Source organism: Streptacidiphilus sp. EB129, assembly GCF_041262645.1.
GTDB lineage: Bacteria > Actinomycetota > Actinomycetes > Streptomycetales > Streptomycetaceae > Streptacidiphilus.
This window is the reverse complement of sequence record NZ_JBGCCS010000044.1, coordinates 36,591-49,481: the sequence shown is the minus strand read 5'-3', so window position 1 is coordinate 49,481 and position 12,891 is coordinate 36,591. Positions and strand designations below refer to the sequence as shown.

At 70.9% G+C, this 12,891-nt stretch carries 10 protein-coding genes and 1 pseudogene; 5 read left to right on the top strand and 6 right to left on the bottom strand.

Translation table 11 applies throughout. The features are described 5' to 3' along the window. Nucleotides 1-188 precede the first annotated feature (188 nt). Nucleotides 189-455 (top strand): hypothetical protein, encoded by a 267-nt coding sequence (locus tag ABH925_RS33080; RefSeq protein WP_370154118.1) that lies wholly within the window; start codon nucleotides 189-191, stop codon nucleotides 453-455. Nucleotides 456-870: 415 nt separating this feature from the next. After that, nucleotides 871-1,032 (top strand): annotated as a pseudogene (locus ABH925_RS33075) (IS6 family transposase); the annotation flags it as partial. A 198-nt stretch (nucleotides 1,033-1,230) separates the two neighbouring features. Here the strand turns inward: ABH925_RS33075 and ABH925_RS33070 are convergent. Next, complete coding sequence (locus ABH925_RS33070; RefSeq protein WP_370154115.1) at nucleotides 1,231-2,937, bottom strand: proline--tRNA ligase; 1,707 nt, start codon at nucleotides 2,935-2,937, stop codon at nucleotides 1,231-1,233. Nucleotides 2,938-3,111: 174 nt separating this feature from the next. Between ABH925_RS33070 and ABH925_RS33065 the strand changes: the two genes are divergently transcribed. The 3 genes from ABH925_RS33065 (at nucleotide 3,112) to ABH925_RS33055 (ending at nucleotide 5,952) form a co-directional block, all read left to right on the top strand. Further along, nucleotides 3,112-3,555 carry a helix-turn-helix domain-containing protein gene (locus tag ABH925_RS33065; protein WP_370154112.1) on the top strand — a complete coding sequence of 148 codons (444 nt, stop codon included), beginning with the start codon at nucleotides 3,112-3,114 and terminating at the stop codon, nucleotides 3,553-3,555. An 83-nt stretch (nucleotides 3,556-3,638) separates the two neighbouring features. Then, the gene (locus ABH925_RS33060) at nucleotides 3,639-3,833 is read left to right on the top strand and encodes a hypothetical protein (RefSeq protein WP_370154109.1); all 195 of its coding nucleotides are present in this window, start codon (nucleotides 3,639-3,641) and stop codon (nucleotides 3,831-3,833) included. 172 nt (nucleotides 3,834-4,005) lie between these two features. Continuing rightward, nucleotides 4,006-5,952, top strand: coding sequence for a BTAD domain-containing putative transcriptional regulator (locus ABH925_RS33055; RefSeq protein WP_370154107.1), 1,947 nt, complete (start codon nucleotides 4,006-4,008; stop codon nucleotides 5,950-5,952). A 7-nt stretch (nucleotides 5,953-5,959) separates the two neighbouring features. Here the strand turns inward: ABH925_RS33055 and ABH925_RS33050 are convergent, their stop codons facing one another. From ABH925_RS33050 to ABH925_RS33030, 5 genes are all read right to left on the bottom strand, one after another. Next, nucleotides 5,960-7,000 (bottom strand): LD-carboxypeptidase, encoded by a 1,041-nt coding sequence (locus ABH925_RS33050; protein ID WP_370154104.1) that lies wholly within the window; start codon nucleotides 6,998-7,000, stop codon nucleotides 5,960-5,962. After that, nucleotides 6,997-8,247, bottom strand: coding sequence for an aminoacyl--tRNA ligase-related protein (locus ABH925_RS33045; protein ID WP_370154101.1), 1,251 nt, complete (start codon nucleotides 8,245-8,247; stop codon nucleotides 6,997-6,999). The genes ABH925_RS33050 and ABH925_RS33045 overlap by 4 nt, the downstream gene beginning before the upstream one ends. After that, a complete protein-coding gene (locus ABH925_RS33040) occupies nucleotides 8,244-11,072 on the bottom strand; it encodes a molybdopterin-dependent oxidoreductase (protein WP_370154098.1) in 2,829 nt (942 codons plus the stop codon). Before ABH925_RS33040 ends, ABH925_RS33045 begins: the two co-directional genes overlap by 4 nt. Continuing rightward, nucleotides 11,069-11,944, bottom strand: coding sequence for a xanthine dehydrogenase family protein subunit M (locus ABH925_RS33035; protein ID WP_370154095.1), 876 nt, complete (start codon nucleotides 11,942-11,944; stop codon nucleotides 11,069-11,071). Before ABH925_RS33035 ends, ABH925_RS33040 begins: the two co-directional genes overlap by 4 nt. Nucleotides 11,945-12,029: 85 nt before the next feature. Next, the gene (locus ABH925_RS33030) at nucleotides 12,030-12,881 is read right to left on the bottom strand and encodes a class I SAM-dependent methyltransferase (RefSeq protein WP_370154093.1); all 852 of its coding nucleotides are present in this window, start codon (nucleotides 12,879-12,881) and stop codon (nucleotides 12,030-12,032) included. Nucleotides 12,882-12,891 lie beyond the last annotated feature (10 nt).

The window sequence follows — 12,891 nt, the reverse complement described above, 5'->3', positions numbered from 1 at the left end:
ACCGTCGCCGCCCGCCCAACAACGACGATCCAGCAGCTGACCGCCTATCAGCAAGAGGACAAGGTCAGCGATCTCACCGCATTCGAGCTACACCCTAAGTGCATTGTGCTTGGGCGATTGAGACCGCGTTCCACGACGCCCGCCAGACCCTGGGCGTCGGCGAAGCCCGAAACCGCACCCCAAGCGCGGTGGAGCGCACCGTCCCCTTCGACCTGCTCGCCTACACCGTGGTGATCGCCTGGTACACGCTGACCGGCCACCACCCCGCCGACACCGACGAACACCGAACCCGGGCCCGCTGGTACACCACCAAGACCCAGCCCTCATTCGAGGACATGACCGCCAAACTCCGCCGCACCATCATCGCCCACAAATTTCGCAACCCACACACCCACCAGGCACAACCCGAAGAAATCCAGGCCGTCCTCACCGCCTGGGCACTCGCCGGAACATGACCACCGAGAACCGCGAAACACGAGGGGTTCGCGCTGGTGCTGGCGGGCGCGGGCACGACGATCCGGGTCACCCACGTCGAGACGTTCGAGCCCCAGCCGTTCACTGTCCTGGGCTGGGTCGTCCCGGACATCGCCCGTGTGATGACGCAACTCGCGCAGCATGCCGTCGAGTTCGTGGTGTTCGAGGGCATTGGCCAGGACGCCGACGGACTGTGGACCGCTCCGGGCGGCCACCGCATCGCCTGGTTCAAAGACCCGGACGCCAACCTGCTGTCACCCGCCCAGTACGCCTGCCCCAGTCCAGTCGCAAGATCAAGCGCCTTCGCAACGCCCCCGGCCGCGAAACCCCCAGCAGTGACAGCTACTGAACTTGATCGGGTCCTACGGTTTTGCTGGGTCGGACGGGCCAGTCGTCAGGTCCTTGGGGGTCGCCCAGCGGTTCCCCGCAGCGTTCAGCTGCATCGCCCCGCACTTCCGTCCCCGCCGCCATCTGATGACAGCCAGTCACTATCGCGAGGAGATGAACGAGCGCTTCGCCACGTGGAGGAACGTCGCCGGCACGGCCACCACGGACTGAACCAGAGCACCCCCCCCGGGCCGACACGCGCCACCCCAGGACGAACCACTCAACCGACCATCAACTTGACGACACCCGACGACAGCCTGGAAGCGAAGCTGCGCGCCATGGGCCACTACGAGACCCAGGCGCGCAGCATCGCGAAGAACCTCCGCTGCTATCCCGGAACGCTACTTACCGAGCTAAGGACTCAGCACCTCACACGTCAGCGGGCAGCAGCTTGCGGACGTGCTCTACCGCCTCGGCTACCGGCACCAACTGCGTCTCGCCGGTCGCCCGGGTGGTGACCTCCACCACGCCCTCCGCCAGACCGCGAGCCCCGACCGTGATGCGGTACGGGATGCCGACCAGTTCGACGTCGCGGAACTTCACGCCGGGCCGCTCGTCTCGGTCGTCCAGCAGCACGTCGACCCGCTCGCCGCGCAGCTGTCGGTAGAGCGTCTCGGCGGCCTCGGTAACCCGCTCGTCGCTGGAGCCGAGCACCACCACCGCGACCTCGAAAGGCGCGACCGCCACCGGCCAGACGATGCCCTTCTCGTCGTGGTGCGTCTCCACGATGGAGGCCAGCGCCCGCTCCACGCCGATGCCGTAGCTGCCCATGATCGGCACCACCCGGTCGCCGTCCGGTCCCAGCACGTTGACGCCCAGGGTCTCGGTGTACTTGCGGCCGAGCTTGAAGATGTGGCCCACCTCGATCGTGCGCACGACCTCAAGGGCCGTGCCGCACTGGGGGCAGGGCTCGCCGGAGGTCACCTCGCGAAGGTCCGCCCACCGCTGCACCGCAAGGTCCCGCTCGACGGACACGCCGCGTAGGTGGACGCCATCGGTGTTGGCCCCGGTGGTCATGTCGGTCCGGCCGCGCAGGGCCTCGTCCGCGAGCACCGTCAGTCCGGTGACGCCGACGGCGCCGAGGCTGCCGGGGGAGGCGCCGAGCGCGGCCTGGATCTCCTCTGCGGTCGCCGGCCGCAGCGCGGTGGCGGCGAGGGTGTCGATAAGCTTCTGCTCGACGAGGGTGTGGTCGCCGCGCATCAGGACCAGGGTCAGCTGGTCGTCGACGACGTACACCAGCGTCTTGATCTGACGCTCGGATGAGACATCGTGAAGACGCGTCAGCTCCTCGATGGTGCGGGCCTCCTGGGTGTCGAACGGCTCGGGAGCGTCCAAGCCGGGGCCGTCCGCCACCGCGGCCAGGGCCGAGGTCGCCTTCTCGGTGTTAGCGGCGTAGCCACAGCCCGGGCAGCGAACCACCAGGTCCTCGCCGGCCTCGGAGGGGCTCATGAACTCCACCGACGCGCTACCGCCCATGCTCCCGCTGGACGCTTGCACGGCGATGGCCGGCAGGCCGAGCCGCTCGAAGATCCGCTCGTAAGCGCCCTTATGCAGGTCGAACGAGCGGTCCAGGCCCTCGGCCGCGATGTCGAAGCTGTACGAGTCCTTCATAGTGAACTCGCGCACCCGCAGCAGGCCGCTCTTCGGCCGGGCCTCGTCGCGGAACTTGGTCTGGAACTGGTACCAGATCTGCGGCAGGTCCCGGTAGGACCGCAGCTCCTGGGAGAGGACGGTGAAGATCTCCTCGTGCGTCATGCCGAGCGCCAGGTCCGCACCCTTGCGGTCCTTGAGTCGGAACATCTCCTCGCCCATCACCTCCCATCGGCCGCTTCGCTGCCAGATCTCCGCTGGGTGGAGCGCCGGCAGGATAAACTCCTGGGCGCCGATCGCGATCATCTCCTCGCGGATGATGTCCACGATCTTGGACCGGACGCGCACGGCCAGTGGCAGCAGGGAGTAGTGACCGGCCATCAGCTGCCGGACGAACCCTCCTCTCACCAGCAGGCGGTGACTCACCGCATCCGCGTCCGCCGGGTCCTCCCGGAGAGTGGGCACGTACAGCTGGGACCAGCGCATGGGACCGGAGACCGTCCTCTCGGTGAAGCTGCAGGGTGTCGCGGCGGCGCTCAGGCCGACATCACGACGGGAGACTCATTCTAGGGGCGTCAGGCCCGGCTCCGCCTCAAGCCGCGTTGCCTGGCACTGGCAGGGGCAGGCAACGCGCCCCCGCCCGTGTCCATACTCAATGCCATGAAGAGCAAGTCGCAGTTGGGACGGTTCCTACGGGTGCGTCGGCCGCAACTGCAGTCGTCGGACGTCGGGTTGCGGGAGTTCGATGGGCGGCGGCGGGTGCCGGGCCTGCGCCGGGGCGAGCTTGCCCGGTTGGCGGGGGTGAGCGAGTCGTACTACACGCGGCTTGAGCAGGGGCAGTTGCTCAACGCCTCGACGGAGGTATTCGATGCGCTCGCCAGGGCACTTCGCCTGGACGCGATCGAACGCCGGCACCTGTACGGTCATTGTGCTCGGCCGACGCAGCGACGAACTGATGGGGAACCGCACCGGGCATGCGCTCTTCGCCGGGCACCTCGACCCGAGGAGCCCAGAGGACCCGCCCGGCGTCCGGACACCGCGCGGCTGGTGTTTCGGGACGCCCACACCCGGGAGCTGTACGAGGACTGGCCGAAAATGGCCTGAGACGCGGTTGGGAGACTGGCGGCCCGCCGTCGGCCGGTACCCCCGACGATCCGCTGCTGGCCGCTCTGATCGGTGAACTGGTCATGCACAGCCAGGAGTTCACCGAACTTTGGCCGGAGCACCGGGTCCGGGCCTGGGACATCGCGGCCTACCGGATGCGGCATCCGCTCGTCGGACCATGGACGTCACCCAGCAGGCCATGCCGGTCCCGAACGAGCAAGAACAGCGACTCGTCGCGGTCGCCGCCGTGGCGGGTTCGGCCTCGCAGACCGCGCTGAGCCTGCTCGCCCAAGCCACCACCCCACACGGATGCACTCGTCCGGCAACCGACAACCCGTCCACCGTATCTGAATACCTGTCAATGGAGACTGACATGTGGCGTAGATCGGCGGCTGCCAGGCTTGCCACCGTTCCAAAGAACCGCCCTGCCAGAGGATCGGAAGTTCATCCATGCGTGTTCAGGAAGAGGTCGACGCCGGTACCGGCGAAAGCGTGCGAGACCTGGAGTTCAAGGTGCTCGGCCCGCTGGAGGTCTGGGACGCGTCCGGCCGACTGAATCCGGGCGGCACCAAGCAGCGCCAGGTCCTGGCCACCCTGCTTTTGTCCGCCAACCGGGTGGCTCCGATCTCTCGCCTGGTCCGGGCCGCCTGGGAGGAGGAGATGCCGCTCACCGCCTCCAACCAGGTGCGCAAGATGGTGTGGGATCTGCGCCGGAGGCTGCCGGACGGGATGCAGATCGTCACCGAGCCGCCCGGGTACCGGCTGGTGCTGCGGGAGAGCCAGTTGGACGCGCGACGGTTCGAGGTGCTGCTGGCCCGGGCCGATGCCGCGGTCGCCGACAGCCGTTCCGATGCCGCGATCGCCCACCTGGGCTCGGCGTTGCAGCTGTGGCGCGGGAGGGCTCTGGCCGGGATGACCGGTTCGGTGATGACCTGTGCCGGCCGGGATCTGGACGAGCGCCGGCTGGTTGCCACCGAGCGCTGGATCGACCTGCGGCTGTCCCGCGGTGAAGCCCGGGCCCTGGTGCCGGTGCTGCAGTCCCTGGTCGACGAGCACCCCCTGCACGAGGCGCTGTGCGAACGGCTGATGCTGACCCTCTATCGGATCGGCCGGCGGGCCGAGGCACTCAATGTGTTCGCCCAGGGGCGGGCGGCCCTGCTCGAACTCGGCATCGACCCCGGCGTCGCGCTGGGCCGGCTGCAGGAACGGATTCTGAACGACGATCCGGGGCTGCTGGTGCCCGAGTCCACCCGCCCCGGCGACGCGGACCGCGAGACTGCCACCGTCGCGCCGGAGCAGCCGGCCGCGCCGACACCCCCGGCGGTGGCACTCTCCTCGCCGGGGACGGCCGCGCCGATCCAGGGCATGCTTCCCTATGACCTCCCGGACTTCACCGGCCGGCAGGAGGAACTGGACATTCTGCTCCGCCTGGGCACCGGCGTCTCGGAGCAGGCTCCCGCCCTGGTCACCATCAACGGCATGCCCGGGGTGGGCAAGACCGCGCTCGCGGTGCACGCCGCGCACAGGCTCGCGGGTGCCTTCCCCGACGGCCAACTCTTCGTCGACATGCAGGGGTTCACCCGTGAGGGTGGGCCGCTGTCGCCGGCCAACGCGCTGGGCCGGCTGCTGCTCTCGCTCGGGACGCCGCCACAGGACATCCCGGATGACTTCGACTGCCGGCAGGCGATGTGGCGCAGGAGCGTGGCCGGCCGCCACTTCCTGATGGTGCTGGACAACGTGTGGGAGACCGCCGCGATCCGCCCGCTGCTGCTCAGTACCGGCGGGTGCCTGGTCCTGGTGACCAGCCGGGTGATGATCAACGATCTGGACGGCGCCGTCCCGCTGTCGGTGGGGACCTTCCCGGAGCAGGACGCGATGGACCTGCTGGCCAAGATCATCGGCACCCACCGGATCGACGACGCCGAGCAGGCCCGCACCTTGGTGGCCCAGTGCGGCTTCCTCCCGCTGGCGATCCGGATCGCGGGCGCCCGGCTGGGCAATCGTCGCGACTGGAATCTGACCTACGCGACCTGGCGGATGCGCCGCGGGGAGCGGCGGCTGCGGGAGCCAGCCCTCGCCGATCGCAGCGTCGCCGGCGAGATCCGGCTCTCCTACCGCCAGCTCTGTCCCGATCAGCAGCGGATGCTGCTGAGCCTGGGCACAGCCCCTGCCGACGGGTTCGACAGTGACACCGCCGCGAGCCTCGCCGCGGTCCCGCTGCTGCAGGCAGAGGATCTCCTGGAAGAGCTCGTCGACGCCTGTCTGCTCCGCCCGCTGCCCACTCCCGGCCACTATCACCTGCACGAACTGGTACGCGGCTTCGCCATCGCGGAAGCCGCCACGTCGCAGGCCGCACACCTGCCGGAGCCCGGCCCGCGCACCTGTACCTGTGCCTGACCTCCGATCAGACCGCCGCGGGATCGCGGAGCAGACGCAGCCGCGGCGTGCCGTCGACCGGGCAGGTCACGTGCGCCCGTCCGCCGACCGGCAGCGTGCACATCGGGTCGGCATGCCCCAGATCGAACCCGGCGGCGACCGGCAGCGACTGCGGCAGGCACTCCCGGAGCACCTCGTCGTACCCGCCGAAGCCGGACGGCGTCTTCCCCGGGCCGCTGACCCTGCTGACCAGCACCCCGCTCGCCCGGCGGAAGACGCCCGAGAGACTGAACTGCTCCAGTCGGGCCCAGAGCTCGTCCGGCGACATGCCGTCGATCTCCAGGAAGATCAGCGAGCCCTGCTCTGGCTCGGGCCACAGCGAGGTGCCCAGCAGCAGGCCGAGCACGAGCAGCGAACCGCCCCACAACGGCCCGGCCGCCTCGCCCGGACGCAGCGTGCGGGTCCGCTGCTCACCGCTGTTGCCCTGCCTGCGCCGGGTGTCCTCGCGATCCCAGAACAGGTTCTCGTCCGACCACTTGGCCGCGACGCCGACCGTCCGCTCGGTCCAGTCGTGCTCCCGGCCGAGCACCTGGTCGAACTCCATGGCGGTCAGCTCCCACGGCCCGTCGGCCTCTCCCCATTCGGAGATGACCATCGGTCCGTGGAAGGCGACCAGCCCGGACCGCTGCGGGATCAGGTTGACCACCGAGGTCAGGTCGCTGTAGCCGACCAGCGGCTTGGCCGCCCGCCCGATGTGCTCGAAGTCCAGGTGGGGCAGCACGGGCGTCAGGGTCCAGCCGCCGACGGCGGCGATCACACCGTCGACCTCCTCCAGCATGGTGTGCAGCTCCTCCGCGGCTGCTTCCGGGCGCAAGGTGCCAGCGCCCTCGGCCGCCTTGCACGACCGCCCGACCCGGACGGTGTACCCCTGGGTCCGCAGTGCGGCCAGGCCCCGTTCGAAGCGGCGCGGGAAGAGCACCGGGCCGGGGCAACTGGGCGCCCATACCCCGAGCCTGGCCCTGGCGGGCAGCAGGGCGGGCCATGTGGTCGTGATGGCCTCGGTGGTCATCGGCTCACTCCAATCGTCTCGATCGGACGGATCGGCTGATCCGCCCACTCCTCACGCCCGCGCCGGATCAGCTGCTCGCGCAGCGCCGTGGGCGACAGCCGGCGCGGCTCCTCGGCGCTGGCCCGGTGGCCCCGCAGCTCCAGCCCCTCCTCGTCGGTGCCGCTCACCACCACCCGCCAGGGGATGCCGACGGCGTCGGCGAAGCGCATCCGCCCGCCGAACGATGCGCCGTGCCGGTCGTCCACGACCGCGCGGATCCCGTGGCGCAGCAGGTCGGTGTAGGCCCGGACCGCCGCCTCGGCCGCCTCGGCCGACTTCTTCTGCGCCGTCACCAGCACGTCGAACGGCCGCACGGCGGCGGGGAAGGCGATGCCATCGGGGGTGCGGTGCTGCTCCAGCAGGGCCAGCACGCAGCGCTGGATGCCGATGCCGTAGGTGCCCATCACCGGCACCCGCACCTGGTTGTCCTCGTCCCGGAACCTGACGTCGAACTTCTCGACGTGCTGGTAGCCGTAGCCCATGGCGATTCCGCCCTGCGGATTCTCGTCCTCGGGTCTGGTCTCCCGCGCGGCGTCGCGGTGGTAGGGGATGGTCCGGCTGCGCGGCCGGTCTCCCCGGGCGTAGGGGAAGATGAACTCGAAGCCGCCGGTGCTCTCGTCGCTGACCAGCTCGGCCCGCAGGCCGAGCGCGTCCAGCACCGCCCGTACGGTCTCCTGGGCGTGCCGGGCGCTGCGCAGGTAGCCGGCGTGGTTCGCGTCCAGGCTGGCGAACAGGCAGCACTGGAACTGCCGGGAGTTGTAGATGCCCTGCGGCCGGTCGCGGAACCGGAGGATCTCCCGGAACTCGAACAGCCGCATCGGCAGCTGCCGGTGCGACCCCAGGCCGGACCGGCCGAGGTAGGACAGCAGCGGTTCCTCGCTGGTGGCGGCCAGCGTGTACTGCTCGTACGGCTCGGCGAAGCCGATCAGCTCGTCGGCGTACTTCTCCAGCCAGCCGGCCGGCGCCACCGTGTCGATCCGGCTCACGGCCGGACCGCGGAACTCGGCGTACCCGAGGAGCTCCATCTCCCGGCGCACCACCTGCTGGATGTTGGTGACCAGCCGCTGCCCGACGGGCGAGAACCAAGGGAAGCCCGCGTCGGTGAACCGGGCGAGTCCGAGCTGCTGGGGTAGGTCGGCCTCTGCGGAGTCCTGGTGCGGCAGCGGCTGTCCCAACAGCTCGTTGTGGGGGATCCTGCTCAGTCTCATCGGCACTCCGGTGCGACGGTATCGGTCTGATGGGCCGCCAGCAGCTCGCGGATCCGCCACGGGGGCAGGTACCGCTCGGTGAGGCGGATGCCGAGGTGGGCCAGCGCGTCCTCGACGGCGGCGACCACGGCGGAGGGGGCCAGCACCGCGCCTCCCTCGCCCAGGCCGCGGAAGGGCACGTCACCGGGCCGTTCGGAATCCAGGTGAACGATCTCGATGTCCGGGACGGTCAGCGCGGTGGGCAGCAGGTACTCGGTCAGCCCGGTGGACAGCTGCCGGCCGTCCGAGCCGTACCCGGACCGCTCGTGCAGCACGGTCGCGATGCCCTGCACCGCCCCGCCGCGCAACTGCCCATCGGCGATCGCCGGGTTGATGATCCGTCCGCTGTCGGCGATGATCACGTAGCGGCGGATCGACACCGTGCCCAGGTCCGGGTCGACCTCGACCCAACAGCAGTGGGTGGCCTCCGCCCAGCCGGTCTCCGCGCCGTCGAACACTTCGGTCACGTCCAGCCGGGCGCGGCCCTCCGGGGTGTCGAAGTGCCGGCGGAGCAGACCCGGCAGGTCGGTCAGCACGCTGCCGTTGGCCACCGAGACGACCTGCCCGGCGGCCAGGTCCAGCTCGTGTGGCGGGTGGCCGGTCTCCAGGCCGGCGGCGGTCAGCAGCCGCTCGCGCAGCCTGCGGGAGGCTCTCAGCACCGCCCCGCCCGCCAGCGCCGCCGCCCGGCTGGCCCCGGTCCCGGCCAGGCTGTACGGGACCTCGGCGGTGTCCCCGCAGATGACCTCGATCTCCCTCAGGGGCAGGCCCAGGGTGCTCGCGGCGATCTGCGAGAGTGTGGTCAGGTGGCCCTGGCCGTGCGGGATCTGGGCGGTCCGGATCTCCAACCGCCCGGTCGGCGCCAGCACCAGCCGGACCGGTTCGGGGCCCATGTGCGAGCCGACCGCCTCACTCAGGCTCCACGGGCCGGGGGCGGGTTCGAGGAGCGTGGTGATGCCCAGGCCCAGCAACCGACCCTCGGACCGGGCCCCGGCCTGCTCCTTGCGGAAGGTCTCCACCCCGGCCTCGCTCCGGCCCAGCCACAGGGTCGAACCCAGCTGGGGCAGATCGGTCAGCAGCGCGCCGGTGACCGTGCGCGGCTCCGGGCCACAGACCGGGAGGAGGTGGCGCAACCGGTAGTCCGCCGGCTCCTCGCCGAGCTCCCGGGCGATCAGGTCCATGGTGCGCTCGGCCGCGAAGGTGGCCATCTCCCAGGGCCCCCGGTAGGCCACGTACGGCGTCCGGTTGGTGAGCACCAGCCGGCCGCTGAACTCGTAGGCCGGGATGCGGTAGCTGTTGGGCAGCAGGCAGCGGACGATGGCCACGAAGACGGCGCTGGCGATCGGCGGGACCGGGTAGGCGCCCTGATCGACGATCAGGGCGGCGCGCAGCGCGCGGATCGTACCGTCCGCGTCGAGCGCCACCTCGATGTCGACCTCCTCGCCCCGGGCCTGACCCGCCGCGGTGAGGTGCTCGCGCCGGTCCTCGATCCAGCGGACCGGCCGGCCCAGGCGCATGCTCGCCCAGCACACGGCGACGTCCTCGCGGTACACCCCTCCCTTGATGCCGAACGAGCCACCCATGTTCCGCGGCACCCGCACCCGGATCAACTCCTGGCTCAGGCCGAGCACTTCGGCGAGGAAGGCGCGGTGCGAGTTAGGCGACTGGGAGGCGACGTCGTAGCCGAGCCGGCCGGTCGCGGGGTCGAACGCGGCCAGGCCGCCGCGCGCTTCCAGCGGCGAGTTCTGGGCGCGCTCCTGGCGGATCCGGTGCCGCAGCACGCGCGCGGCGCCGGCGAATCCGGCCTCGATATCGCCGTGGGCGCGGTGCTCGGCGTACAGGACGTTCCCGTCCATCTCCTCGAAAAGGGGTGTGGTGTCGCCCGCGGCACAAGCTCTGGCGTCCAGGACCGGATCCAGCGCCTGGTAGCCGACCACGACCCGCTCGGCGGCGTCCTCGGCCGCCCGGGTGCTGGTGGCGACGACGAGGGCGACCGGGTCGCCCTCGAACCGGACCTGTTCGGACTCCAGCGGGGCGAACCGCGGTGAGGTGTAGCCGGGCAGCGGGCAGCCCACCACGATCGGGTTCAGCGTGCCGGCGAGGTCGGCGCCGGTGAAGACGGCGACCACCTCCGGTGCGGCCAGGGCCGGCGAGACGTCGATCCCGGTGATCCTCGCGTGCGGGTGGGGGCTGCGCACGAAGCGGCCGTGGAGCATGCCCGGCAGGTCGAGATCGCCCACATAGCGGGCGTCGCCGTTGAGGAAGGCGCGGTCCTCGGCGCGCAGCGCCGGGGCGCCGATGCCCTCGTGCTCCGGTCCGGTCGGGGGCTGCGGTTCCGGGTCGATCGCGAGGGTGTCGGCGGCGATCAGGACCGCCCGCACGATGCTTTGGTAGCCGGTGCACCGACAGAGGTTGCCGGCCAGTCGCGCGCGCACCTGCTCCTCGGTGGGGCGAGGATTCTCGGCGAGCAGCGCGCGGCTCTCCAGCAGAATGCCAGCGGCGCAGAAGCCGCACTGGAAGGCGTGCTCCCGCCAGAACACCTCCTGGAGGTGGCGGAGCTGCGGGTCGTCGGCGGCGTCCTCGGCCGTCCGGACCTCGCAGCCGGTTGCCTGGGCGGCGAGCACTGTGCAGGAGCGGGCCGTTTGACCGTCGATCAGCACCGTGCAGGAGCCGCAGACGCCTTCCTCGCACCCGAGGCGGACGCTCTTGCGGCCGTGGCGCTCGCGCAACTCGTCCGCGAGAGTGGCACTGCCGTCGGCCGGAGTGAAGCCCGTGTCGCGCGGGTTCATGCCACCTCCCTCCGGGGCTCGGGGAGCAGGCGGGCCCGGGTGATCGCCTGTGACAGCGCCCGGCGGGTCAGCACCCGGGCGGCGTCGCGGCAGTAGGCCGCTGGCGGTCCATTGGTCTCGACGGCGATGGCGGGGCCGTCGAGCGATACGGTCTCGGCGGCGGCCTCCTCGGCGTCCGCCAGTCGGGCGGTGACATCGACCACGGTGGGGGCCGAGGCCCGCGACGAGACTGTGATTTCGGCGAGCCGGACGGTCCCGTCCGGCTCCGCGTCGATGACGGCCGCGACGCAGGCGACCGGCCGGCCGCCGATGGGGTGGGACAGATCCTGCAGCGCCTGCCCGCTCCGCCCCCGCCGCAGTGGCACCCGGATGCCGACGACCAGCTCGCCGGGAGCGATCCCGGTGGTGTACGGGCCGGTGATCCAGGACCGCAGATCGCACTCGCGGTCGCCGCCGGGCCCGGTGAGTCGAAGCCGCGCGTCGAGCGCCACGGCGGCGGTGAGGAGTTCGGCCCCCGGCGCGGCGAAGGCCACCGTGCCGCCGAGGGTGCCGCGGTTGCGCACCGAGACGTGTCCGGTGCGGGCGGCCGCTGCCGCCAGCAGCGGAGCCGCCGCGGCGGCGTCGGTCTCCAGCGTGCGCTGGCGGGTCATCGCGCCGATCTCCAGGAAGTCGGCGGAGGTGGTCAGGTACGACAGACCGTCGATCCGGTCCAGGCCGACCAGGACCCGAGGCCGGCGGGCCCGTGCGGCCAGCAGCGGGATCAGGCTTTGACCGCCCGCGAGCGGCACCGCCTCCTGGTCCGACCCGGCCAACAGGTCGACCGCGTCGCACAGGCGAACCGGTGACCGGTACTCGATCTGGGGGAGCTTCACGGACATCCTCTGGTCGATTGGTCGATTGGTCGATTGGTCGGCCGGTCGGCGCCGGGAGCAGACTCCCGGCGCCGGCCGCGTGGCATCAGCGCTGTACGCCCACCGGGCTGGCGGTGAACAGCTCCGGCTCGCCCAGCTCGTCGACCTCGCAGCGGACGAGCAGCTCGGTGTAGCCCATCTGGCTGAGGTTGTCGCGGAACAGGCGCATGAAGACGGAGTACTGCTCGACCAAGGCGGCGCGGGCCTTGGCGGACAGCTCGTCCAGGTGCGGGCGGGTCAGGATGTCCTTGACGAAGCCGTCGACCACCTCGTCGGAGATCCAGTCGAAGGTGTACTTGTCCTGGTGGAACGAGATCCGTCCGTCACCGAGGAAGAAGTCCAGCCAGTACTGCTCCTCCAGCGGCTCCACGGTCACCTGGATCGCCTCGGTGACGTCCGCGAGCAGCTTCTTCGACGGCGTCTTCACGTAGTACATCGGGATCGCGGCGATGAAGCCGCCCGGACGCACCACCCGGCTGTACTCGGCGAGGGCGGCCTTCTGGTCCGGGATCAGCGAGGTCACGTTGCCGCAGAAGACCAGATCGAAGCTGTCTTCCGGGTAGCCGGTCGAGGTGGCGTCGTTGACCTCGAAGGTGATCAGGTGGGCGACGCCCAGAGCCTCGGCGCGGCGGCGGGCCTCCTGGATGCTGCGCTCGTTGATGTCGATCGCCGTGATGCGGCAGCCGACCAGGCGGGCCAGCTCGATGGCGGTGATGCCGGTGCTGGTGCCGATCTCCAGGACGTGGCTGTCCTTGGTCAGGTGGGCGCGGGTGGCCAGGTGGGAGACGCTGGAGACGCCACCGGGCGGGCGGTTGGTCTCGCGCACAACGGAGATCAGCTCGTTGTAGTTCATCGCCAGGATGTCCTTGGCGGTGAGGTTGGCGAGGTTCAGGCTCATGGGAAAAGAA

Coding starts and splice junctions, on each gene's coding strand:
- ABH925_RS33060 (WP_370154109.1), top strand. CDS start 3,639: ATGCACAGCCAGGAGTTCACCGAACTTTGGCCGGAGCACCGGGTCCGG.
- ABH925_RS33070 (WP_370154115.1), bottom strand. CDS start 2,937: ATGCGCTGGTCCCAGCTGTACGTGCCCACTCTCCGGGAGGACCCGGCG.
- ABH925_RS33055 (WP_370154107.1), top strand. CDS start 4,006: ATGCGTGTTCAGGAAGAGGTCGACGCCGGTACCGGCGAAAGCGTGCGA.
- ABH925_RS33045 (WP_370154101.1), bottom strand. CDS start 8,247: ATGAGACTGAGCAGGATCCCCCACAACGAGCTGTTGGGACAGCCGCTG.
- ABH925_RS33065 (WP_370154112.1), top strand. CDS start 3,112: ATGAAGAGCAAGTCGCAGTTGGGACGGTTCCTACGGGTGCGTCGGCCG.
- ABH925_RS33050 (WP_370154104.1), bottom strand. CDS start 7,000: ATGACCACCGAGGCCATCACGACCACATGGCCCGCCCTGCTGCCCGCC.
- ABH925_RS33040 (WP_370154098.1), bottom strand. CDS start 11,072: ATGAACCCGCGCGACACGGGCTTCACTCCGGCCGACGGCAGTGCCACT.
- ABH925_RS33030 (WP_370154093.1), bottom strand. CDS start 12,881: ATGAGCCTGAACCTCGCCAACCTCACCGCCAAGGACATCCTGGCGATG.